The 20,918-nt window shown below is 68.1% G+C and carries 22 protein-coding genes; 16 read left to right on the plus strand and 6 right to left on the minus strand.

Annotation, left to right across the window (positions count from 1 at the left end):
- Positions 1–24 precede the first annotated feature (24 nt).
- Positions 25–2,289 (minus strand): catalase/peroxidase HPI, encoded by a 2,265-nt coding sequence (katG, locus tag CNE_RS12980; RefSeq protein WP_013957566.1) that lies wholly within the window; start codon positions 2,287–2,289, stop codon positions 25–27.
- Between the two features lie 310 nt (positions 2,290–2,599).
- Entirely contained in the window at positions 2,600–3,484 is an 885-nt protein-coding gene (locus CNE_RS12985) for a LysR substrate-binding domain-containing protein (RefSeq protein WP_013957567.1), read from the minus strand.
- Between the two features lie 163 nt (positions 3,485–3,647).
- Here CNE_RS12985 and CNE_RS12990 point away from each other — a divergent pair, with 163 nt between their 5' ends.
- From CNE_RS12990 to CNE_RS13005, 4 genes are all read left to right on the plus strand, one after another.
- Positions 3,648–4,625, plus strand: coding sequence for a Bug family tripartite tricarboxylate transporter substrate binding protein (locus tag CNE_RS12990; RefSeq protein WP_013957568.1), 978 nt, complete (start codon positions 3,648–3,650; stop codon positions 4,623–4,625).
- Between the two features lie 38 nt (positions 4,626–4,663).
- Positions 4,664–6,289, plus strand: a complete 1,626-nt coding sequence (gene ggt / locus CNE_RS12995) for a gamma-glutamyltransferase (RefSeq protein ID WP_013957569.1) — start codon at positions 4,664–4,666, stop codon at positions 6,287–6,289.
- Between the two features lie 174 nt (positions 6,290–6,463).
- On the plus strand, positions 6,464–7,324 hold the full coding sequence (locus CNE_RS13000; protein ID WP_013957570.1) for a PhzF family phenazine biosynthesis protein: 861 nt from the start codon (positions 6,464–6,466) through the stop codon (positions 7,322–7,324).
- A 55-nt stretch (positions 7,325–7,379) separates the two neighbouring features.
- Positions 7,380–7,997 (plus strand): pyridoxamine 5'-phosphate oxidase family protein, encoded by a 618-nt coding sequence (locus tag CNE_RS13005; RefSeq protein WP_013957571.1) that lies wholly within the window; start codon positions 7,380–7,382, stop codon positions 7,995–7,997.
- On the opposite strand, the gene CNE_RS13010 is transcribed toward CNE_RS13005, so the two are convergent.
- The gene (locus CNE_RS13010) at positions 7,994–9,433 is read right to left on the minus strand and encodes a CoA transferase (RefSeq protein WP_013957572.1); all 1,440 of its coding nucleotides are present in this window, start codon (positions 9,431–9,433) and stop codon (positions 7,994–7,996) included. The two genes, CNE_RS13005 and CNE_RS13010, sit on opposite strands and share 4 nt — an antisense overlap.
- 254 nt (positions 9,434–9,687) lie before the next feature.
- Between CNE_RS13010 and CNE_RS13015 the strand changes: the two genes are divergently transcribed.
- The 7 genes from CNE_RS13015 to CNE_RS13045 all read left to right on the plus strand — a co-directional run bounded on the left by CNE_RS13015 (position 9,688) and on the right by CNE_RS13045 (position 14,222).
- Positions 9,688–11,445 (plus strand): glutamine--tRNA ligase/YqeY domain fusion protein, encoded by a 1,758-nt coding sequence (locus CNE_RS13015; RefSeq protein WP_013957573.1) that lies wholly within the window; start codon positions 9,688–9,690, stop codon positions 11,443–11,445.
- On the plus strand, positions 11,445–11,687 hold the full coding sequence (locus CNE_RS13020) for an RNA-binding S4 domain-containing protein (RefSeq protein WP_010813694.1): 243 nt from the start codon (positions 11,445–11,447) through the stop codon (positions 11,685–11,687). The genes CNE_RS13015 and CNE_RS13020 overlap by 1 nt, the downstream gene beginning before the upstream one ends.
- Before the next feature lie 65 nt (positions 11,688–11,752).
- Positions 11,753–12,136: an MAPEG family protein gene (locus CNE_RS13025; protein WP_010813695.1), complete on the plus strand. Its 384-nt coding sequence runs from the start codon at positions 11,753–11,755 to the stop codon at positions 12,134–12,136.
- Between the two features lie 14 nt (positions 12,137–12,150).
- The gene (locus CNE_RS13030; RefSeq protein WP_013957574.1) at positions 12,151–12,738 is read left to right on the plus strand and encodes a YceI family protein; all 588 of its coding nucleotides are present in this window, start codon (positions 12,151–12,153) and stop codon (positions 12,736–12,738) included.
- A 108-nt stretch (positions 12,739–12,846) separates the two neighbouring features.
- Positions 12,847–13,155 carry a hypothetical protein gene (locus CNE_RS13035; protein WP_013957575.1) on the plus strand — a complete coding sequence of 103 codons (309 nt, stop codon included), beginning with the start codon at positions 12,847–12,849 and terminating at the stop codon, positions 13,153–13,155.
- A gap of 111 nt (positions 13,156–13,266) precedes the next feature.
- Positions 13,267–13,815: a YaeQ family protein gene (locus CNE_RS13040; RefSeq protein WP_013957576.1), complete on the plus strand. Its 549-nt coding sequence runs from the start codon at positions 13,267–13,269 to the stop codon at positions 13,813–13,815.
- Between the two features lie 59 nt (positions 13,816–13,874).
- Positions 13,875–14,222 (plus strand): FKBP-type peptidyl-prolyl cis-trans isomerase, encoded by a 348-nt coding sequence (locus CNE_RS13045; protein ID WP_010813699.1) that lies wholly within the window; start codon positions 13,875–13,877, stop codon positions 14,220–14,222.
- Between the two features lie 80 nt (positions 14,223–14,302).
- On the opposite strand, the gene CNE_RS13050 is transcribed toward CNE_RS13045, so the two are convergent.
- Complete coding sequence (locus CNE_RS13050; protein ID WP_013957577.1) at positions 14,303–14,623, minus strand: hypothetical protein; 321 nt, start codon at positions 14,621–14,623, stop codon at positions 14,303–14,305.
- Between the two features lie 204 nt (positions 14,624–14,827).
- Between CNE_RS13050 and CNE_RS13055 the strand changes: the two genes are divergently transcribed.
- Positions 14,828–15,634: a gamma-glutamylcyclotransferase gene (locus tag CNE_RS13055; RefSeq protein ID WP_013957578.1), complete on the plus strand. Its 807-nt coding sequence runs from the start codon at positions 14,828–14,830 to the stop codon at positions 15,632–15,634.
- A 17-nt stretch (positions 15,635–15,651) separates the two neighbouring features.
- Positions 15,652–16,452, plus strand: a complete 801-nt coding sequence (locus CNE_RS13060; protein WP_013957579.1) for an ankyrin repeat domain-containing protein — start codon at positions 15,652–15,654, stop codon at positions 16,450–16,452.
- Positions 16,453–16,521: 69 nt separating this feature from the next.
- Here the strand turns inward: CNE_RS13060 and CNE_RS13065 are convergent, their stop codons facing one another.
- Entirely contained in the window at positions 16,522–18,237 is a 1,716-nt protein-coding gene (locus CNE_RS13065) for a long-chain fatty acid--CoA ligase (RefSeq protein WP_013957580.1), read from the minus strand.
- Positions 18,238–18,472: 235 nt separating this feature from the next.
- Here CNE_RS13065 and trxA point away from each other — a divergent pair, with 235 nt between their 5' ends.
- The gene (gene trxA / locus CNE_RS13070) at positions 18,473–19,318 is read left to right on the plus strand and encodes a thioredoxin (RefSeq protein ID WP_013957581.1); all 846 of its coding nucleotides are present in this window, start codon (positions 18,473–18,475) and stop codon (positions 19,316–19,318) included.
- Positions 19,319–19,387: 69 nt separating this feature from the next.
- Complete coding sequence (locus CNE_RS13075) at positions 19,388–19,765, plus strand: cupin domain-containing protein (protein WP_013957582.1); 378 nt, start codon at positions 19,388–19,390, stop codon at positions 19,763–19,765.
- A gap of 6 nt (positions 19,766–19,771) precedes the next feature.
- Here CNE_RS13075 and CNE_RS13080 read toward each other — a convergent pair whose 3' ends face one another.
- Entirely contained in the window at positions 19,772–20,212 is a 441-nt protein-coding gene (locus CNE_RS13080) for a bacteriohemerythrin (protein WP_013957583.1), read from the minus strand.
- 123 nt (positions 20,213–20,335) lie between these two features.
- Here CNE_RS13080 and CNE_RS13085 point away from each other — a divergent pair, with 123 nt between their 5' ends.
- Positions 20,336–20,914, plus strand: a complete 579-nt coding sequence (locus CNE_RS13085; protein WP_013957584.1) for an AAA family ATPase — start codon at positions 20,336–20,338, stop codon at positions 20,912–20,914.
- The last annotated feature ends 4 nt before the right edge of the window (positions 20,915–20,918 follow it).

A 20,918-nucleotide genomic window follows, 5' to 3' on the forward strand; every position in this document is an offset into this window, starting at 1 on the left:
GCCCTGACGGGACCCGGCGACCGCTCAAGCGACGTCGAACCGGTCGAGGTTCATCACCTTGACCCAAGCGGCGACGAAGTCCCGGACAAACTTCTCCTGCGCGTCCTCGCTTGCGTAGACCTCGCAAAGCGCCCGCAACTGGGCATGCGAACCGAACACCAGATCGACCCGGGTACCGGTCCACTTCTTCGCACCGGTCTTGCGGTCAAGCCCCTCGAACACGTCGCGGGCTTCCGACAGCGGCTTCCATTCCGTGCGCATGTCGAGCAAGTTGCGGAAGAAGTCGTTGGTCAGCGTTTCCGGCCGGTCGGTGAAGACGCCATGCGCATCCTGCCCGGTATGGACGTTCAGCACGCGCAGCCCGCCGATCAGCACCGTCATCTCGGGCGCGGTCAGGGTCAGCAATTGCGCCTTGTCGATCAGCAGCGCCTCCGCCGGGATGCTGTACTTCTGCTTGAGGAAGTTGCGGAAGCCGTCTGCCTTCGGCTCGAGCGCACCGACCGATTGCACGTCGGTCTGTTCCTGCGAGGCGTCCATGCGGCCCGGCGTGAATGGTACGGTCACGCGATGGCCGGCCTTCTGCGCCGCCTGCTCGATCCCGGCACCGCCGGCCAGCACGATCAGGTCGGCGAGCGAAATTTTCTTGCCGCCGGACTGCGCACCATTGAACTCAGCCTGGATCCCTTCGAGCACCTTCAGCACCTTGGCCAGCTTCTCGGGTTCGTTGGCTGCCCAGTCCTTCTGCGGCGCCAGGCGGATGCGCGCCCCATTGGCGCCACCACGCTTGTCCGAACCGCGGAAGCTGGAGGCCGAGGCCCAGGCGGTCTGCACCAGTTGCGAGACCGGCAGCCCCGACGCCAAGATCTTCTGCTTGAGCGCGGCGATGTCCTGCTCGTTGACCAGCGGATGGTCGACCGCCGGGATGGGATCCTGCCAGATCAGCTCTTCGGCCGGCACTTCCGGGCCGAGGTAGCGGGCGCGTGGGCCCATGTCGCGGTGGGTCAGCTTGAACCAGGCGCGGGCAAAGGCATCGGCGAGCTGGTCAGGATTCTCCAGGAAGCGCCGCGAGATCTTCTCGTAAACCGGGTCCAGACGCAGCGAAAGATCCGTGGTCAGCATCGTTGGCCGCAGCTTCTTCGACGGATCGTAAGCGTGCGGAATGGTTTCCCCGCCATCCTTGGCCACCCACTGGTTGGCACCGGCGGGACTCTTGGTCAGCTCCCATTCGTGGCCGAACAGATTCTCCAGATAGCTGTTGCCCCACTTTGTCGGCGTATTGCTCCAGGTCACCTCCAGCCCACTGGTGATGGTGTCGGCGCCCTTGCCGGTGCCAAAGGTGCTTGACCATCCCAGGCCCTGGTTTTCAAGGTCGGCGCCCTCGGGCTCGGCCCCGATGTTGTCCCCGGCGGGACCGGCACCGTGCGTCTTGCCGAAGGCATGCCCGCCGGCAATCAGCGCGACGGTCTCCTCGTCGTCCATGGCCATGCGCGCAAAGGTTTCGCGGATATCGTGCGCCGCGGCGAGCGGGTCAGGGTTGCCTTCCGGGCCTTCCGGGTTCACATAGATCAGGCCCATCTGCACGGCGGCCAGCGGGTTCTCCAGGTTGCGTTCCTGGTCGGTGCGGCTGGCCTCGGCGCCATGCATTTCCTCGTCGGCGACGATCACGCCCTCGTCGTCGTACTTGCCGGCGGCACCCTTGCCGTAGCGAAAGTCACCGCCCAGCCAGGTCTTTTCATTGCCCCAGTACACATCCAGGTCCGGCTCCCAGGTGTCTTCGCGGCCACCGCCGAAGCCGAAGGTCTTGAAGCCCATGGTCTCGAGCGCGACGTTGCCGCTCAAGATCATCAGGTCGGCCCAGGAGATCTTCTGGCCGTACTTCTGCTTGATCGGCCATAGCAGGCGGCGCGCCTTGTCCAGGCTGACGTTGTCCGGCCAGCTGTTGATCGGCGCGAAACGCTGCTGGCCGCGCCCACCGCCGCCACGGCCATCGCCAATGCGGTACGTGCCGGCACTATGCCAGGCCATGCGGATGAGCAGCGGGCCGTAGTGGCCGAAGTCCGCCGGCCACCAGTCCTGCGATTCAGTCATCAGCGCCGCCAGGTCCTTCTTCACCGCCGCCAGGTCGAGGCTCTTGAAGGCTTGCGCATAGTTGAAGTCCGCCCCCAGCGGGTTGGACTTGCTGGAATGCTGGCTGAGCAGGTCCAGGCGCAGTTGCTTTGGCCACCAGTCGCGATTGGTCGTACCGCCGCCAGCGGTATGGGTGACGGGACACTTTGCTTCGTTTGACATGCGTTCTCTCCTTGTGGGACGTACTGAACACACCTGCAGCGATGGCGCGGGAGGTCGTTGTTGCATCAGCGATCCCGCTCCGGCGGATCTTGCGGATCCACGCCGGGAATCTCCTTCAAAAGCATGCCGGCTGATGACTGCCGGTGCGCTGGGCATGCTCCGACGCGGTAGCGTCGGGCGCCGCCCCATGGCAATGCGGCCGCGGCAGCGGCAGTCCGCAACCCAAATATATGCACAGCTGAGCGCCAGGAGAATGCGTTTCTGACTATCCTCCCGATAGATCCCGGTTATGGCGTGGACGCAACCCGCACTAGGCGCCGAACAGCTCGCTGCAGGCCGCCCGTACCGCCGCGGTCACCTGCCCGCGCCCGTGGTCGCGCCGTTCCAGCATGCCGATGTGACGCATCACCGGCTCGCCGTTGACCAGCAGCGGCAGGATGCGCAGCGCCTCGTCGTCGCGCCAGCGCGCGCGGCGCAGCAGCGGCACCACGGTCACGCCGACTTCCTGCCGCACCAGCTCCACCAGCGCCTCGATCGCGTTCAGCTCAAGGAACTCGTTGACCTTCAGGTGCGCGCGGCGCAGCGCGCGCTCGACCAGCACGCCGGTGCGCTGGCTGCGGTCGAAGCGCAGGTAGGGATTGGTGGCAAGCGCCTCGCGCGCATCGCGGCCCGGGCTGCCGCGTGCCGCGATCGCCACCAGCGGCTCCTGGTACAGCGGCGTCCAGCGCAGCGTGCCGGGCACGCGCGCGGCGCCCTCGACCAGGATGGCGGCATCCAGCTCGCCGGCCTCGACCTGCGCCGCCAGCTCGATCGACTTGGCGCCGACCAGGCGCACGTCGAGCGCAGGATAAGTGCGCTTCATATGCGCCACCGCATGTGATAGCCCGCCCATCACCGACACCACCGCACCCACCGCCACCGCGCCCGCCATGGCCTGGTCCGAGGCCAGCGGCAGCCGCATCTCGTCATACAGCGCCAGCATGCGCCGCGCCTGCGGCAGCAGCGCGCGGCCGTCGGCATTGAGCACGGCCACGCGGCCGTTGCGGTCGAACAGCTCGCGGCGCAGCTCGGTCTCCAGTGCGCGCATCTGCAGGCTGACGGCGGCCTGGGTCAGTGCCACCTGGCCGGCGGCGGCGGCAAAGGAGCCGTGCTCGGCCACGGCAACGAAGGTACGGAGAAAGCGGACAGTACTCATCGGTGCACACAAGAGAAGAGTCAGGCATATGCCGGCAAGGCGCGATTCTTAAGATTTCCTTGTGACATTGGAAAGAAATATTAGCTTTCTTTGTGTCCGGCAGCACGGAATAATGAAGGCCGGCTCATGAATCGGGGCCAATCGCCTGACACCGGAGACAAGTATGAAATCCTGGCTGCGCCGCTTCGGCATCGGCCTTGGCTGCGGGCTTTGCCTGGCCGCCACGCCCGCACTGGCCGACACCTATCCCAGCAAGCCGATCCGCCTGATCGTGCCCTTCCCGGCCAGCGGCGCGACCGACCTGCTGGCACGCGCCATCGCGCAGAAGGTGGGCACCAGCATGGGCCAGCAGATCGTGGTCGACAACCGCCCCGGCGCCGGCGGCGCGATCGGCTCGGACATGGCCGCCAAGGCTGCGCCCGATGGCTATACGCTGCTGATCGCCACCACCAGCACGCATTCGATCGGGCCGTATATCAACACCCGCCTGCCGTACAACACCGAGACCGACTTCACCCCGGTCAGCCAGGTGGCGATCGCCACCAACCTGCTGGTGGTGCCGAACAGCCTGCCGGCGAAGAACGTGCGCGAGCTGATCGACTATGCCAAGAAGCATCCCGGCGAACTGAACTACGCCTCCAGCGGCAACGGCACCGTGGTGCATCTGACCGCCGAGGCCTTCAAGGCGCAGGCGGGCGTGTTCATCACCCACATTCCCTACCGCGGCACCGCGCTGGCCGTGCCGGACCTGATCTCGGGCAAGGTGCAGGTGCTATTCGACAGCATCGTGTCGGGCCTGCCGCATGTGAAGGACGGCAAGCTCAAGGCACTGGCGGTGACCAGCGCCAAGCGCTCGCCGCTGGCGCCGGAAATCCCCACGGCGAGTGAGTCGGGCCTGCCCGGCTTCGAGTCCGATACCTGGTTCGGCATCTATGGCCCCAAGGGCCTGCCGGCGGATATCGTCAACCGCCTGAATGCAGAATTCAACAAGGCCATCCAGTCGCCCGAGGTCAAGGAACGCCTGGGCAAGCTGGGCGCCGAGCCGGTCGGCGGCACGCCGGCGCAGTTCGCCGCGATGGTGAAGAAGGACAGCGCGCGCTGGGGCAAGCTGATCAAGGATCGCAAGATCACGGCAGAATAAGGGCCGCTGAGCGCCCAAGCACAAGGACACAGACAAGCATGCAGAACTTCAACTGGACCAACCCCTACCCCTCCGTGCGCATCCCGCTGTTTGCGCGCAACGTGGTCTCCACCTCGCACCCGCTGGCCGCGCAGGCCGGCCTGCGCATGCTGCTCAAGGGCGGCAATGCGGTCGATGCCGCCATCGCCGCGGCCGCCGCAATCACCATCGTCGAGCCGGTGTCGTGCGGCCTGGGCAGCGATGCCTTTGCCATCCTGTGGGACGGCAAGGAACTGCACGGCCTGAACTCATCGGGCGTGGCCCCGGCGGCGTGGAGCCCGGAGTACTTCAAGAACAAATACGGCACCGATGCCAACGGCCTGGCCAACCGCCCGATCCGCGGCTGGGACTCGGTCACCGTGCCCGGCGTGGTCGCCGGTTGGGCCGCATTGCATGAGCGCTTCGGCAAGCTGCCGTTCGCCGACCTGATGGAGCCGGCGATCGAGATCGCCGAGCGCGGCTATGCCGTGCCGCCGGTGGTGGCGCACAAGTGGGCCGCCGCGGTGCCTGAACTGAAGGACCAGCCCGGCTATGCCGAGACCTTCATGCCCAATGGCCGCGCCCCCGCCGTGGGCGAGAAGTTCACCATGAAGGCTGCCGCCGAAACCCTGCGCAAGATCGGCGCGACCCGTGGCCGCGCCTACTACGAAGGCGAGATCGCCGAGCAGATTGCCGCCTTCAGCCAGCAGTGCGGCGGCGCCATGACGCTCGATGATCTGCGCAACTACCGCCCCGACTGGGTCAAGCCGATCAGCAAGTCCTACCGCGGCTACGAGCTGCACGAGATCCCGCCCAACGGCCAGGGCATTGCCGCGCTGATCGCGCTGGGCATCCTGGACCAGTTCGACATGTCGTCGATCCCGGTGGATTCGGTCGACTCGCAGCACCTGCAGATCGAGGCAATGAAGCTGGCCTTTGCCGACCTCTACCGCTACGTGGCCGACCCGCGCAGCATGGAAGTCACGCCGGAAGAAATGCTCGATGACGCGTACCTGAAGTCGCGCGCGAAGCTGATCGACATGCAGCGCGCCACGCATTTCAACTTTGGCATGCCCAAGGTCGGCGGCACCATCTACCTGACCGCCGCCGACGAGAACGGCATGATGATCTCGTTCATCCAGTCCAACTACATGGGCTTCGGCTCGGGCGTGGTGGTGCCGGGCACCGGCATCAGCCTGCAGAACCGCGGCGTGGGCTTCTCGATGGATCCGAAGTCGGCCAACGTGGTCGCGGGCGGCAAGCGTCCGTTCCACACCATCATCCCGGCCTTCCTGACCAAGGACGGCCAGCCGGTGATGAGCTTCGGCGTGATGGGCGGCGACATGCAGCCGCAGGGCCACCTGCAGACCGTGGTGCGCATGCTGGATTACAACCAGCAGCCGCAGGCCGCGTGCTGCGCGCCGCGCTGGAAGGTCAACCGCGACTTCACGCTGGATGTGGAAAGCACCATGGACCCGGCCACGGTCGAGGGCCTGAAGGCGCGCGGCCACCAGCTCAAGTCGGTGGACGATCCGTACATGGACTTTGGCTCGGGCCAGTTCATCTGGCGCCTGTCGGACGATGCCGAGCACGGCTATGTCGCGGCCAGCGACAGCCGGCGCGATGGCCAGGCGGTGGGGTTCTGAGCCGGCTGACTCAGTTGCCTGCGCCAGCGATACGCCCGGGTCCGCCCGGGCGTTTTTCATGGTGCGGCAGAATTGTCCGCAACTGGCCCGCCCGCGATCGGCCCAACTGTGCATGGTGTGTCCGCGCCCGCTCCGTACACTGGTGACCCACCAGCCTCCGGAGACCCCCGCGCCATGACCACCTACGCTTTCCGCCTGCTCAACGTCTTTGCCGAATCCACCTTCGGTGGCAATCCGCTGTGCGTGTTCGAGGATGCGCGCGGCATGGACAATGCCACCATGCAGGCGCTGGCGCTGCAGTTCAACCTGTCGGAGACCACCTTTATCCTGCCGTCGGAGCGTGCCAGCGCGCGGGTGCGCATCTTCACGCCGGGCTATGAAATGCGCTTCGCCGGCCATCCGACGCTGGGCACCGCGCACGTGGTGCGCGAACTGACCGGCACCGGCGACGCGCTGACGCTGGAGTTCCCGGCGGGCGTGGTGCCGGTGACCGCGCAGGGCGATGTCTGGACCTTCACCGCCCCTCACAACGGCAAGCCGAAGACTGCGCCGGCCGGCCTGCCCGATGCCGACATGGCCAGCCTGCTCGGCCTGCAGGAACGCGATCTGCTGGTGTCGCCGATGTGGGTCGACACCGGCGCCGATCAGCTGCTGGTGGCAGTGCGCAGCACCGATGCCGTGCGCCGCGCCAATCCCGACAGCGCGCGCCTGCAGATCTGGCCGCAGAGCAGCCTGGGCCGCAAGACCGCCTACGTCTTTGCCTTCGACCCCGAACGGCCCGGCCGCGTGCTGTCGCGCTACTTCTTCACCAAGCAGGGCGGCGGCGTGGCCGAGGATCCGGGCACGGGCTCGGCCTGCGCCAACCTGGGCGGCTGGCTGCTGGCCACCGGCCACGCGCTGCCGGCCGAATACGCGATCGATCAGGGCGAGGCCGTTGGTCGCCCCTGCCGGCTGCACCTGGCCGTCAGCGCCGACGGTGCAATCCACGTGGGCGGCCGCGTGCTGGAGATCGGCCGGGGTACCGTGACCGTGTAACGGCATCTGCGCTACATTGACGGTTTCGCCCCCGCCGACCCACGCCCCGCCTGCCATGACCTCGCACGCCATCACCACGCTGGCCGAACTGGAAGCGCTCTACGCGCAACCGGCGGCCCCGTCGCTGTCCAAGGAAGTCGACTACCTGCACCCGCACTACCGCGACTTTATCGAGGCGGCACCTTTCTGCCTGCTGTCGACGGTGGGCGAGGACTGGGCCGAATGCTCGCCGCGCGGCGATGCGCCGGGCTTTGTGCAGGTGCTGGACGAACGCACGCTGCTGCTGCCCGACCGGCGCGGCAACAACCGCATCGACAGCCTGCGCAATATCGTTGCCGATCCGCGCGTCGGGCTGCTGTTCGTGATCCCCGGCATCAACGAGACCATCCGCGTCAACGGCACCGCGCAGATCAGCGTCGACCCGGCGCTGGTCGCGCGTTGCGTGGTCGACGGCAAGGCCCCGACCACGGTGCTGGTGGTCACGGTGCAGGCAGTGTTCTTCCAGTGCGCCCGCGCGCTGATCCGCTCGCGCCTGTGGGCAGCGGATGCGCAGGTGGCGCGCCAGTCGCTGCCCAGCAACGGCGAGATCCTGTCCACGCTGACCGACAACGCCATCGACGGCGCCGCCTACGACCGCGACCTGCCCGAGCGGCAGCGCACCACGCTCTACTAACCGCGCGGCAGCCACTCCGGCGCGTGCGTGCCGAGCGGCTCGGACGGCAAGGTCCAGCGCGCCGGCGTTTCCGACAGATGCGCCGCATGGCGCACCACAGTCAGCATGCCGAAGCCCGACGGCACCGCCTCCAGCAGGTCGGCCACGTCGTCGATCTTCTGCTCGGGCGCCTTGGGCCCGTCCGGCACGCGCCCCAGGCCGCGCAGCCACTGCCCCACCTGCGCCAGCGACACCCGCACATGCCAGCTGCCGCCCTCCACCGCGCGCCGGTGCAGCGCGGCCATCGCGCCGAAGGCCAGCAGGTAGCCCGCGGCGTGGTCCAGCACCTGCGCCGGCAACGGACGCGGTGTGTCGCTGCCGGCCGCCTGCGCTTCGGCATCATTGAAGCCGGTGGCGGTCTGCACCAGCGAATCGAAGCCGCGCTTGTGCGACCACGGCCCGACGTGGCCATAGGCGCTCAGCGACACATAGACGACGCCCGGACGCGCGCGCGCCGCGGCCTCCGGCCCCACCCCCAGCTCGGCCAGGCCGCCGGGGCGATAGCCCTGCACCATCACGTCGGCACCGTGCAGCAGCTTGTGCAGCGTGCGCTTGTCATCGGGATCGCGCAGGTCCAGCTGGCAGCTGCGCTTGCCGCGGCCGGTGTCGATCACCAGCGGCGGGATCGACGGCAGGTGCGAGGCGGTGACCAGCAGCACGTCGGCGCCATGCGCGGCCAGCGTGCGGCCCGCCACCGGGCCAGCGATGATGCGGGTGAAATCGAGCACGCGCACGCCCGACAGCGGCTGCGCGTCCGGGGATGCGGGCGCCGGCAGCGGTTGCGGCGGGGCGTCGCCGATGCGCTCCAGCGTCACTGGCGGCAGGCCGCGCAAGGCGGCCGCCTGCGGATGGCGGTCCCATTCCTCAAAGCTGCGCAATGCCGCAACGACCAGGCCCGCGTCGGACGCCGCGGTCTCGAAGGCTTCGGCGTCCCGCTTGTCCAGCGCGGCCTGCACGGCTGCCTTGTCATTGGCGCAGCCCAGCAAGCGCACCACGCCGTCGCGGTGGTGCGGGAAATTGGTATGCAGGCGCACCCAGCGGCCGTCGCCGCAGCGGTAGATGCCGGCCAGCTTGTCCCACAGTTCGGGCGCGGGGCCGCCGTCGACGCGCAGGTAGCGTTCGCTGCGGAATTCGGTGATGGCATGGCGCATGTCGACGCTGACGTCCTGCCAGCGGCCGGTGCGGCTGTGCCACAACGCGGCGGCCGCCAGCGCCGCGGCGCCAAGGCTGGCCTGGGCGGCGGTGCCCACGGCAAAGCTCGACGGCAGCACCGGCTCGGCGCCGTCCAGCTTCAGGTGCGCCAGCGCCTCGGCGGGCAGGCCGGCATCGCGCCACAGCGCGGCAACGACTTCAGAGGGCTCAAGCGGCACTGGCGCCGCATCGGGTTGGGCGTTCATGGGCATTCCTGCAGCGATGGACCAAAGCCGGCCACCGCGGGCCGGCACGCTTCCATGCTACTCCGACACATCACTTTCGTCGCAGCCAGGCGCGTCCGCGCGGGCGCAAATCCGGGAGATGGGCGGAAATCCGCGGCGGCTCGCGGCGTGCGGCGGCTCCGGCACGGTAAAATCCCGTTATTGGCATTCCGCCACGCAATCTGAAGACCCGGCCCAAGCACCCAGACGCATCAGGCCGGCCAACCGGCGCCATCATGAGCCACGACAACAAGCCTACCGACAGCACCCCCGCCGCCTCCAACTTCCTGCGGAGCATCATCGACCAGGACCTCGCCGCCAGCACCTATGCCGGCCGCCAGGACAAGGCCGGCGAACCGCTGCCGACCGTAATCACCCGCTTCCCGCCGGAGCCCAACGGCTACCTGCATATCGGCCACGCCAAGAGCATCTGCCTGAACTTCGGGCTGGCGCGCGACTACGGCGGCCGTTGCCACCTGCGCTTTGACGACACCAACCCGGTCAAGGAAGACACCGAATACGTCGATTCGATCATCGACGCGGTGCACTGGCTGGGCTTTTCCTGGGACAGCGAGGGCAAGGACGGCGCCAAACAGCCGCACCTGTACTACGCCAGCGACTACTTCGACCAGCTCTACGCCTTTGCCGAGACCCTGATCGAGCGCGGCGCCGCCTATATCGACAGCCAGACCGCCGAACAGATCGCCGCCAGCCGCGGCAATTTCTCCGAGCCGGGCAAGCCCTCGCCCTACCGCGACCGCAGCGTCGAAGAGAACCTGCAGCTGTTCCGCGACATGCGCGCCGGCAAGTACGCCGACGGCGAGCACGTACTGCGCGCGAAGATCGACATGACCGCGCCCAATATCGTGATGCGCGACCCGGTGCTCTACCGCATCCGCCATGCCCATCACCACCGCACGGGCGACAAGTGGTGCATCTACCCGATGTACGACTTCACCCACTGCATCTCGGACGCGCTGGAGAACATCACGCATTCGCTGTGCACGCTGGAGTTCGAGAACAACCGCCCGCTGTACGACTGGGTGCTGGAGCACCTGCGCGACAGCGGCGTGTTCCGCGACCCGCTGCCGCACCAGTATGAGTTCGCGCGCCTGAACCTGACCTACGCCATCACCAGCAAGCGCAAGCTCAAGCAGCTGGTCGATGAACAGCGCGTGGACGGCTGGGACGATCCGCGCATGCCCACGCTGGTGGGCGTGCGCCGCCGCGGCTACACCCCGGAATCGATCCAACTGTTCTGCGACCGCGTGGGCGTGGCCAAGGCCGACAGCTGGATCGACATGAGCACCCTCGAAGGCGCGGTGCGCGACGACCTGGACGGCCGTGCCGCGCGCGGCGTGGCCGTGCTGGACCCGCTGCGCCTGGTGATCGACAACTACCCCGAAGGCCAGAGCGAAGAATGCTCGGCGCCGGTGCACCCGAAGAAGCCGGAACTGGGCCGCCGCGTGTTCCCGCTGTCGCGCGAGCTGTGGATCGAGCGCGAGGACTTCAACGAGACCCCGCCCAAGGGCTACTTCCGCCTGTTCCCGGGCAACAAGGTGCGGCTGAAGTACGGCTACGTGATCGAGTGCACCGGCGTGGACAAGGATGCCGACGGCAACGTGATCGCCGTGCACGCCAACTACCTGCCCGAAACCAAGAGCGGCACGCCGGGCGCCGACAGCGTCAAGGTGAAGGGCGTGATCCACTGGGTCAGCGCGGCGCACGCGTACCAGGCCGAAGTGCGCCTGTACGACCGCCTGTTCAACGACCCCAACCCGGATGCCGGCGGCAAGAACTTCCTGGATGCGCTCAACCCGGATTCCAAGCAGGTGATCACCGCCTACCTGGAGCCGGGCCTGCGCGAAGCGCAGCCCGAAGACCGCTTCCAGTTCGAGCGCCATGGCTACTTCGTCGCCGACCGCACCGATTCGCAGCCGGGCAAGCCGGTCTTCAACCGCACCGTCGGTCTGAAAGACAGCTGGGGCAAGTGATGGCCAAACCTGGCAAGGCAGCCGTGCAGACCATCACCTTCCCACTCGAGGGCGAGTTCATCGCGCTCAATGACCTGCTCAAGCTGGCGGGCGTGTGCGACAGCGGCGGCGCCGGCAAGGCGCTGGTCGCCGCCGGCGAAGTCTCGGTGGACGGTGCGCCCGAATCGCGCAAGACTGCCAAGATCCGCGCCGGGCAGGTGGTGGGCCTGGCGGGCATCGAGATCCGCGTGGTCGCCGCCTGACCGCGCGGGCCGGGCCGGTGGCGCCAGTGATGGCGCGCCGGCATTGCAACCGAAAGGACTGGACTATGCCGATCGCTTTCTGGTGCGTGCTGCTGGCCGGCATCCTGCCGCTGGCGACGGTGGCCATCGCCAAGGCCAGCGGGCCTGGCTATGACAACCATGACCCGCGCGGCTGGCTGGAGCAGCAGTCCGGCCGCGCGCGCCGCGCCGACATGGCGCACCGCAACCACTTCGAGGCCTTCCCCTTCTTTGCCGCCGCCGTGCTGGCCGCCAGCCACCTGCAGGCGCCGCAGGCCCGCATCGACGAGCTGGCCGTGGTCTTCATCGTGGCCCGCCTGCTCTACACCGTGTGCTACGTGACCGACCGCGCCACGCTGCGCACGCTGTGCTGGACCATCGGCTACCTGTCGGTGGTAGGGATGTTCCTGCTGCCCGTGTTTGTCCACTGAGCGCCGACTGAGCCATGGCCGCACGCGCGCTGGCACTTGCTGCCGCCCTGGGAATCACCGCTGCGCAGGCGGCGCCGCTTGAATACACCATCGATCCGGCGCACACCACCGTCTATTTTTCCGCCAGCCATTTCGAGCGCAGCTCGGTGCGCGGGCGCTTCGGCAAGATCGACGGGCGCCTCGTCTATGACGCGGACAGCGGCGCCGGTGCACTCGATGTGACCGTGGACCTGGCCTCGGTCGATACCGGCAACCGCACCCTGGATGGCGTGCTACGCTCGGCACAATTCTTCGATACTGCCCAGCACCCGGTGGCGCGGCTGCGCGCGAACCGCTTCCTGATGGAAGGTGGCCGGCTGGCCGCGGTGGAAGGTGAGCTGACGCTGCACGGCGTCACGCAGCCGCTGCACCTGCAGGCCGAGCGTTTCCGCTGCGGCGAGGTGACTTTCTTCGGCGTGAGCCGGCAGGTCTGCGGCGGCGACTTCCGCGCCGAGGTGCCGCGCAGTGCCTTTGGCATGACCCGCTTCCTGCCCGAGGTAGGCGACACCGTGACGCTGCAAGTGGCGGTCGAGGCATCGCCCGCGGGCGGCACCCCACAGTAACCCTATTCGTCACCTCCGGCGCAAATTTCTCTTGTAGAATCAGCGCTTTGCCCAATTCCCGCCACGCTCGTCTGCGTGTGCCTGGTGGGGGCGCGCGAGACCGAGACCATGTTCGACATCCATTCCGGCGACATCGTGGCCGCCGCACTTGCAGCTGCCGGTGCCTGCCTGGCCTGCAGTATTCCGGGCGACTTCCTGCGCCGCTTCCCGCTGTGGGCAGTGCAGACCTACGGCCGCGGCGCACTGCTGATGCCGTTCCTGGCGATGATGGTCGGCACCTGGCTGTTCCGCCTCGGGGTGGCCGGCCAGATCGACACCACCGCCGGGCAGGCGCTGATTGTTGCCGCCGGCTTCCTGAGCACGCTGCTGCTGTCGGCGCTGCTGCGCTTCTACCTCAAGGAATACCGCAAGCGCTGAGCCGTTGGGCGAGTATGCCGGGCCCGCAGGCGGTGTCCGGCAAATGGCGTATGATGCGGCCTTTTGCGTCTCCCGCACCCCAGCCGGGGCGCCTGCCGCACACTTCACCTCATGGCGCTCAAATCCACCATCTTCAAAGCTGACCTGTCGGTCTCCGACATGGACCGGCCCTACTACGGCAGCCACAGCCTGACCATCGCCAAGCACCCGTCCGAGAATGACGCGCGCATGATGGTGCGCCTGCTGGCCTTTGCCTGCGAAGCCACCGAAACGCTGGCCTTCACGCGCGGCCTGGACGAACCCGACGAACCCGACCTGTGGGACAAGCGCCTGACCGGCGACATCGCCCACTGGGTCGAACTGGGCCAGCCCGACGAAGCGCGCCTGAAGCGCGCCGCCGCCCGGGCCGAGCGCGTGACCGTCTACACCTACAACGCCGCCAGTGCGCGCGAATGGTGGAAGGGCATGGCGGGCAAGGCCGGCAAGCTGCGCAACGTCACCGTCTACAATGTCCCGGCGGAAGCGGTCGAAGCCCTGGCCGCGCTGGCGCAGCGCGCCATGCGCCTGTCGGTGACGATCCAGGACGGCGACATCTGGGTGGCCGACGACGACCGCAATGTGCAACTGACGCTGGATGTGCTCCAGCGCGCCCAAGCCTGAACGCAGCCGCGCTGCGTTCTCCTCTCACCACGTCTGTTCCCATCGGAAGGAAATACGCCATGCAAACCACGCCCTCTGGCCTGCAATACGAAGACACCACCGTCGGCGCCGGCGCCGAAGCCACCGCCGGCAAGCACGTCACCGTGCACTACACCGGCTGGCTGTACGAGAACGGCCAGGCTGGCCGCAAGTTTGATTCGAGCAAGGACCGCAACGACCCGTTCGTGTTCCCGCTGGGTGCCGGCCATGTGATCCGCGGCTGGGACGAAGGCGTGCAGGGCATGAAGGTGGGCGGCGTGCGCCGCCTGGTGATCCCGGCCGACCTCGGCTACGGTGCCCGCGGCGCCGGCGGCGTGATCCCGCCGAACGCTACCCTGCTGTTTGAAGTGGAACTGCTGGCGGTCTAAGCCGGCAGGAAGGTTGTCGCGCCTGCACAGGCAGGGGCGACAACCGCGGCAACTACCCGTTTTGCTGGCGCGCCCGCGCCTCAGAACCCGATGGCGGCGTTGCCGACATCGACGCGGACCTTGTCCCGGTCCAGCAGCCGCGCCGCATGGCGGGCATAGTCCTGCGCCCAAGCAGGATCGCCGGAAAAGCGCGCTTCTCCGGAAAACTTGGCGACATTCAGGATCTTGTCGATCACCAGCACCTTGCCGACCGGGCTCGACGCCTGGCAGTCCAGCTCGGTGTATTCCCGGTCGAACCAGCGCCACGCGGCGTCCTCGGTGACCGCGGCCAGTTCGTCCGTGCCGATCGTGAAGTCATATTCCTTGCCACTGCCGAACACCACCGTAAGCGTACGTGCCATCGCGGGTTCCCCCTATGGATTGAGGCCACCATTGTAAGGACATGGCAGCCGCGCGGGCCAGCAATTCACGGCCGTCTGATCGCGGACAAAGGTGCGGCAGCACTCGTCCGCGGCGAGTGACAGAGGCAGCACGCTGCCGCAACCGTTGCGAACCGCCCACACCCGACCCGCTCGCTCAGACAATTCCGAGGAAAACTGGCACTTATGTCATTTCCCCCACCTTCCCGTGGCGCAGCTTTGATTTATGCTTGCACCATGGCCATCACGCGACAGGACCTCGAATCCGACCGTCTGCGCACCTCGCTGTGCAGTACTCCGGTTGCGTCCTCGCTGCTGCCGGAAGCCGTGCTGGAGCAGTCCCTGTCCGATGCGCTGGCGCGCCGCCCGGAGGATCCCGCGCTCGGCGGCGATGTCTGGCTGTTCGGCTATGGCTCGCTGATCTGGAACCCGATGGTGGTGCACACCGAGCGCCAGCGCGCCACGGTGCACGGCTACCACCGCGGCTTCTACCTCTATTCCCGCATAAACCGGGGCACCTGGGACAACCCGGGCCTGGTGCTGGGCCTGGACCGGGGCGGCTGCTGCCACGGCATGGTGTTCCGCGTCCCCAGCCATGTGGTCGAGCAGGAATTCCGCGTGCTGTGGCGCCGCGAGATGCTGACCGGGGCCTACCATCCGCGCTGGCTGCGCATCCGCACCGGTGATGCCCGCGCGCCTGAGCAGCGCGCCCTCGCCTTCGTCATGAACCGCTCGCATGAGGCCTACGCTGGCCGGCTGCCGGATATCCGCGTGGTCGAGCGCCTGCGCCACGCTGCCGGACTGTACGGCCCCGCGCGCGAATACCTGCAGCAGACCCTGCTGGGCCTGGCCACCAACGGCGTCGACGATCCCTACCTGGGCCGGCTCTGGCGCCAGTTGCAGGCCGACGATGCCGCCGATGCCGAGCAGGCTGCGCACGCCGCCCTCGACCACGCAGCGCCCCTGCCGGCCAGCCCCCACGAAACCGTCTGAGCCCAGGAGCTGCCGCCATGACGCGCCCCGCCGCCCGCACCCGCAGACAGGCACTCAACGAGTTGCTGGGCCTGATGGGATTGCTGATGGGAGGCGGCCTGCTGGCGGCCCAGGGCGGGCAGACCCTGGCCGCACGGCCCGCCGGCGGCGCGGCCAGCCAGCCCGCCGCCCGCCCGCCGCGCAGCGCGGCCATGCAGCCGCCGCTGCACCGCGACGCCATCGGCACGCTCGACCGCAACCTGATCACCGCCGCCAGCGCCGGCGACCAGGAACTGGTGGCGCGCCTGCTGGCCGCCGGCGCCTCGGCGCGCGCCGCAGATGAACGCGGGCGCAGCGCGCTGCTGGCGGCCGTGCAAAACCGACGCGCCGAGGTCGCGCGCACACTGCTGCTGGCCGGTGCCGACGTGAACCTGAAGGACGCCGAATCCAACAGCCCCTTCCTGCTGGCCGCCGCCACCGGCCAGGCCGATGTGGTGCGCCTGGCCCTGGCCAACGGCGCCGACCTGGCCAGCACCGACCGCTATGACGGCACCGCGCTGATCGTCGCCAGCCAGCACGGCCATGTCGAGGTGGTGAAGCTGCTGCTGAAGGCCGGCGTTGCCGTGGACCATGTCAACGACCTGGGCTGGACCGCGCTGCTGGAAGCGGTGATCCTGGGCGATGGCAGCACCCGCTACGAGGAAACGGTGCAGCTTCTGCTGGATGCCGGCGCTGACGCCAACCTCGCCGACCGCGAAGGCGTGACCCCCACGCGCCATGCGCGCGAGCGGGGCTACAAGACGATGGTGAAGATGCTGATGCGGGTGCGGGGGCATTGAGGGCCGGCACCGTGTAAATGAAAAAGGCTGGTCGGTCGACCAGCCTTTTTCATTGGCTACCCGGCTGCCTCAGGCCGCGGGCTTCTCCGCTGCGCCGGTGTTTCGCGCATTCTCGCTTTCCTGCAGATGGCGCCACATCACCTTGCCGGTGCCCGACTTCGGCAGCGCCTCAACGAACTCCACCACGCGCGGGTACTTGTAGGCGGCCATGTTCTCCTTGGCCCATTCGATGATCTGCTCCGGCGTGGTCTTGCCTTTGGCATGGGCGCGCAGCACCACCACCGCCTTGACGGTCTCGCCGCGGTACGGGTCGCGCGTGCCGATGATGCAGGCCTCCTGCACGTCCGGATGCTTGTACAGCAGGTTCTCCACCTCGGCCGGCCACACCTTGAAGCCAGACGCATTGATCATGCGCTTGAGGCGGTCGGTGATGAAGAAGTAGCCCTCTTCGTCCATGCGGCCCAGGTCGCCGGTGCGGAAGAAGGTCTTGCCCTCGAACTCGATAAAGGCGTCGCGGGTGGCGTCTTGCTTGCCCCAGTAGCCCTTGAACACCTGCGGGCCGCTGACGATGATCTCGCCGATCTCGTTGGGGGGCAGTTCCTTGAGCGTGACCGGGTCGACCACGCGCGCATCAGTGTTGAAGGTCGGCACGCCCAGGCACTGCAGCTTGGGCCGGTCCGACGGGTTGCTGTGCGTCGGCGCCATGGTCTCGGACAGGCCGTAGCCTTCCAGGTAGTTCAGCCCGAACTGCTCGCGCAGGCGCTCGGCCACGGCCTGCGGCATGGCCGCGCCGCCGCCGCCGATATAGCGCAGGCTGGACAGGTCGAACTGGGCCAGGTTGGGACTGGCCAGGAAGTCGATCACCATGGTCGGGATATTGGTCCAGTGCGTGACCTGGTAGCGCGAGATCAGGCGACCGGCGACCTCGCGGTCCCAGCGCGGCAGCATCACCACGGTGGCGCCGCTGTAGATCGGGCCGTTCATGCCGTACTGCATGCCGGTGACGTGGAATAGCGGCAGCACCGACAGGATCACCGATTCGGCACCCGAGCCCGACCAGGTCGCGCCGCCGACGATGTTGTGCATCACCGAGCGGTGCGTGTGGATGCAACCCTTGGGGAAGCCGGTGGTGCCCGAGGTGTATGGCATCACAGCCATATCGTCCGGGCCGGCGGTGTGCGGGCCGGGCTGCAGGCCGGCGCCCAGCGCCTCGGGCCACGCGGTGGCGCGCGCGGGCAGCGGATGCGGCGTGGTCAGCCAGGCCGGCGGCGCGTCTTCCGGATGTTCGTGCGTGGGCGGCAGCGCGTCGGCATACTGGGTCACCAGCAAATGCTGCAGGCGCTCGGCCGGCGCCAGCTCCGCCTGCGCCTGCTCGACCCCGGCGGCCAGGTCGGCGGTGAAGATCGCCACGCGTGCCTGCGCGTCGGTGACGTAGTGCTTGAATTCCTCGGCGCGGTTCATCGGGTTGACCGGCACCACCACCGCGTCGGCGCGCAGGATGGCGTAGTAGCTGACGATGAACTGCGGGCAGTTCTGCATGTACAGCAGCACCCGGTCACCCTTCTTCACGCCCGCCTTCTGCTGCAGCCAGCCGGCCACCGCGGTGGCCTGCGCCTCCAGTTCACGGAAGGTGATGGCATTGCCGAAGTAGCGGATCGCGGCCTTGTCGGCATAGCGGAGCGCCGAAACTTCCAGGTTGGCCCAGAGCGAGGTCTCCGGCAGCACAATGGCGGTCGGCAGGCGCTTCGGCCAGAACTGGAAATGCGGGCGAACTGGGGTCTGCATGCAACGTCTCCTGTGCGGTCTCGCGGACCGGGTCTTTCGGTATGGTCAAGGACTATAACCGAACGATCGTTCTATTTTCAACCACAGACTTTCCCGAACCCCGCGGGCGCGGTATCGGCACAGGCCGTTGCATTCGGCGCCTTCGCCCTCACAATAGGGGTATAGATTGCTTGCCCCCTGCGGGCGGGCGGCCCAAGCTGGCCGCTCCCGCCTCTCCCCCGATCCAGGATTCCCCATGAGCGACGTCACCCTGCAGAATTTCGAAACCGAAGTGATCGAGGCCTCGCGCCAGGCGCCCGTGCTGGTCGACTTCTGGGCGCCGTGGTGCGGCCCCTGCCGCACGTTGGGCCCGATGCTGGAACGGCTGGAGGCCGAGGCCAGCGGCCAGTGGAAGTTGGTCAAGGTCAATGTCGACGAGAACCAGGACCTGGCCGCGCACTTCGGCGTGCGCAGCATCCCGCACGTGGTGGCAATTGCCGACGGCCAGGCGGTGGACCAGTTCATCGGCGTGCTGCCTGAGTCCGGCCTGCGTGAATTCCTGGGGCGGCTGATGCCCAAGCCCGCGCAGATGGCCCTGCATGACGCGCTGCAACTGGCCGCCGAGGGCGACCGGGCCGGCGCCGAGGCGAAGTTTGACGAAGCCATTGCGCTCGACCCCGAGACCGACGCCGCCCGGCTGGCCTATATCGGCTTCCTGTTGGACGGCAATGCGATTGCCGAGGCCAGGTCGCAGTTCGAGGCCCTGTCGCCGCAGGCCGCGCAGCAGGACGCCCATGCCGCGCTGCGCATGCGCATGGACGCGATGGAGGGCCTGTCCGGCCTGCCGGACGAGTCCACCCTGAGCGCGCGCATTGCCGCCGACCCGCGCGACCTGGCCGCGCGGCTGGACCTGTCCAGGCTGCTGATCGCGCGCCAGCAGTACGAGCCGGCACTGGAGCAGTTGCTGGAAATCGTGCGCACCGACCGCACCTTCGAGGACGATATCGGCCGCAAGACCATGCTGTCGGTGTTCGAGATGCTGGCCGACCGGCCCGACGTGGTGTCGCGCTGGCGCCGCCAGCTGAGCACGGCGCTGAACTGAGCGACCGGGCCGCGGCCCCGGCGCGGTAAACTGGCGGACTCAGTTCCGCCATTTTTCCTGCCATCCGCCATGCCAGCGCCCCGCCTGATCGACTTCAAGACCGAGCCCGCCCCCAGCCACGACCGCCCGCGCCCGGACCGGCTGGTGTCAGGCAACCCCGACCGCACCACCTGGACGCACTACAGCGCGCAGCACGGCGATTTCGACTGCGGCATCTGGGCGTGCGAGCCGGGGGCGTGGCGCATCGCCTTCCCGGCCGGCAAGGAAGAGTTCTTCCATGTCATCAGCGGCCGGATCCGCATCAGCGACGATGCCGGCCAGGCCAGCGACTTCGGTCCCGGCGACGCCTGCGTGATCCCGGCCGGCTTTACCGGGCTGTTCGAGGTGCTGGCGCCGGTGCGCAAGTATTTCGTGGTGATCGACCGCGACGCCGCGCACCCGGCCTGACGGTGCTCAGGCCGCGGTGACGGGGCCTTCGACCAGCGTGAAGCCGTGTTCGCGCATATGCTCCACCATCATCGCGTCCATCGACTTGACATGATGGTCGAACCAGCCCGAGAGCTCGGCCACCAGGCGGCGGCCCAGCTGAAACTCGGCATCGGTGTGCACCTTGTCGCGTACCGCGACGACCACGGCCAGCACCTGCTGGTGCTCGCCCGCGTGGCAATGGCGCGGGCCGAAGCCCATCGCCTCCATCCACTGCTCTTCCTGGGCGAAATGATGGCGGGTATGGTCGATCCATGCGTCCATCGCCGCCAGGAAGCCGGCGTCGTCGGCGCCGGCCACCGCGGCCAGCAGCTGCACGAACTCGGCATGGGTGGCGTCGGTGACCGGTTCGCCCAGATGGAGGTGGTCCGGCAGGCCGGCGGAGGAAAGCTGGTCTTTGGCGTCCATGGGATCGACGGCAATCGTGGGGAAAAACGGCAAGGATACCGAATCGGCGCGGCCCGGGCCTGATCTGGCGCAAGCCAGGGGTATGCTGTGAGCGATGCGCCCTGTCCGCTACACCTATCCCTCATGCCACGACTGATCTTCTTCTGCGGCCATGCCGGCACCGGCAAGACCACCCTCGCCCACCGCCTGATCGGCCCGCTGATGCAGGCCACCGGCGAGCCCTTCTGCCTGCTCGACAAGGACACCCTGTACGGCCGCTACAGCGCCGCGGCCATGGCCGCGATCACCGGCGACCCCAATGACCGCGACAGCCCGGCCTACCTGGACAACCTGCGCGACCCGGAATACCAGGGCCTGCTCGACACCGCGCGCGAGAACCTGGCGCTGGGCATCAGCGTGATCGTGATCGGCCCGCTGTCGCGAGAGGTCAAGGCCCACCTGCTGCATGACCCCGACTGGCTGCACGTGCCCGCCGGCACCACGGTGCGCACGGTCTGGGTCCATCTGCCTGAAGACGAGGCCCATGCGCGCATCATCCGGCGCGGCAATCCCAACGACGCCTACAAGCTGAGCCACTGGGAGGCCTACCGCACCCGGCGCTTCATGCCGGCACCCGCGGACTATCCGGAACTGATCTTTTTCGACAACCAGGCACCCGGCGACGCCGAGATCGACGGGCTGCTGAGCGCGCTGAACGCCTGAGCGG

Origin of the sequence: Cupriavidus necator N-1 (genome assembly GCF_000219215.1) — a bacterium.
GTDB classification, from domain to species: domain Bacteria; phylum Pseudomonadota; class Gammaproteobacteria; order Burkholderiales; family Burkholderiaceae; genus Cupriavidus; species Cupriavidus necator.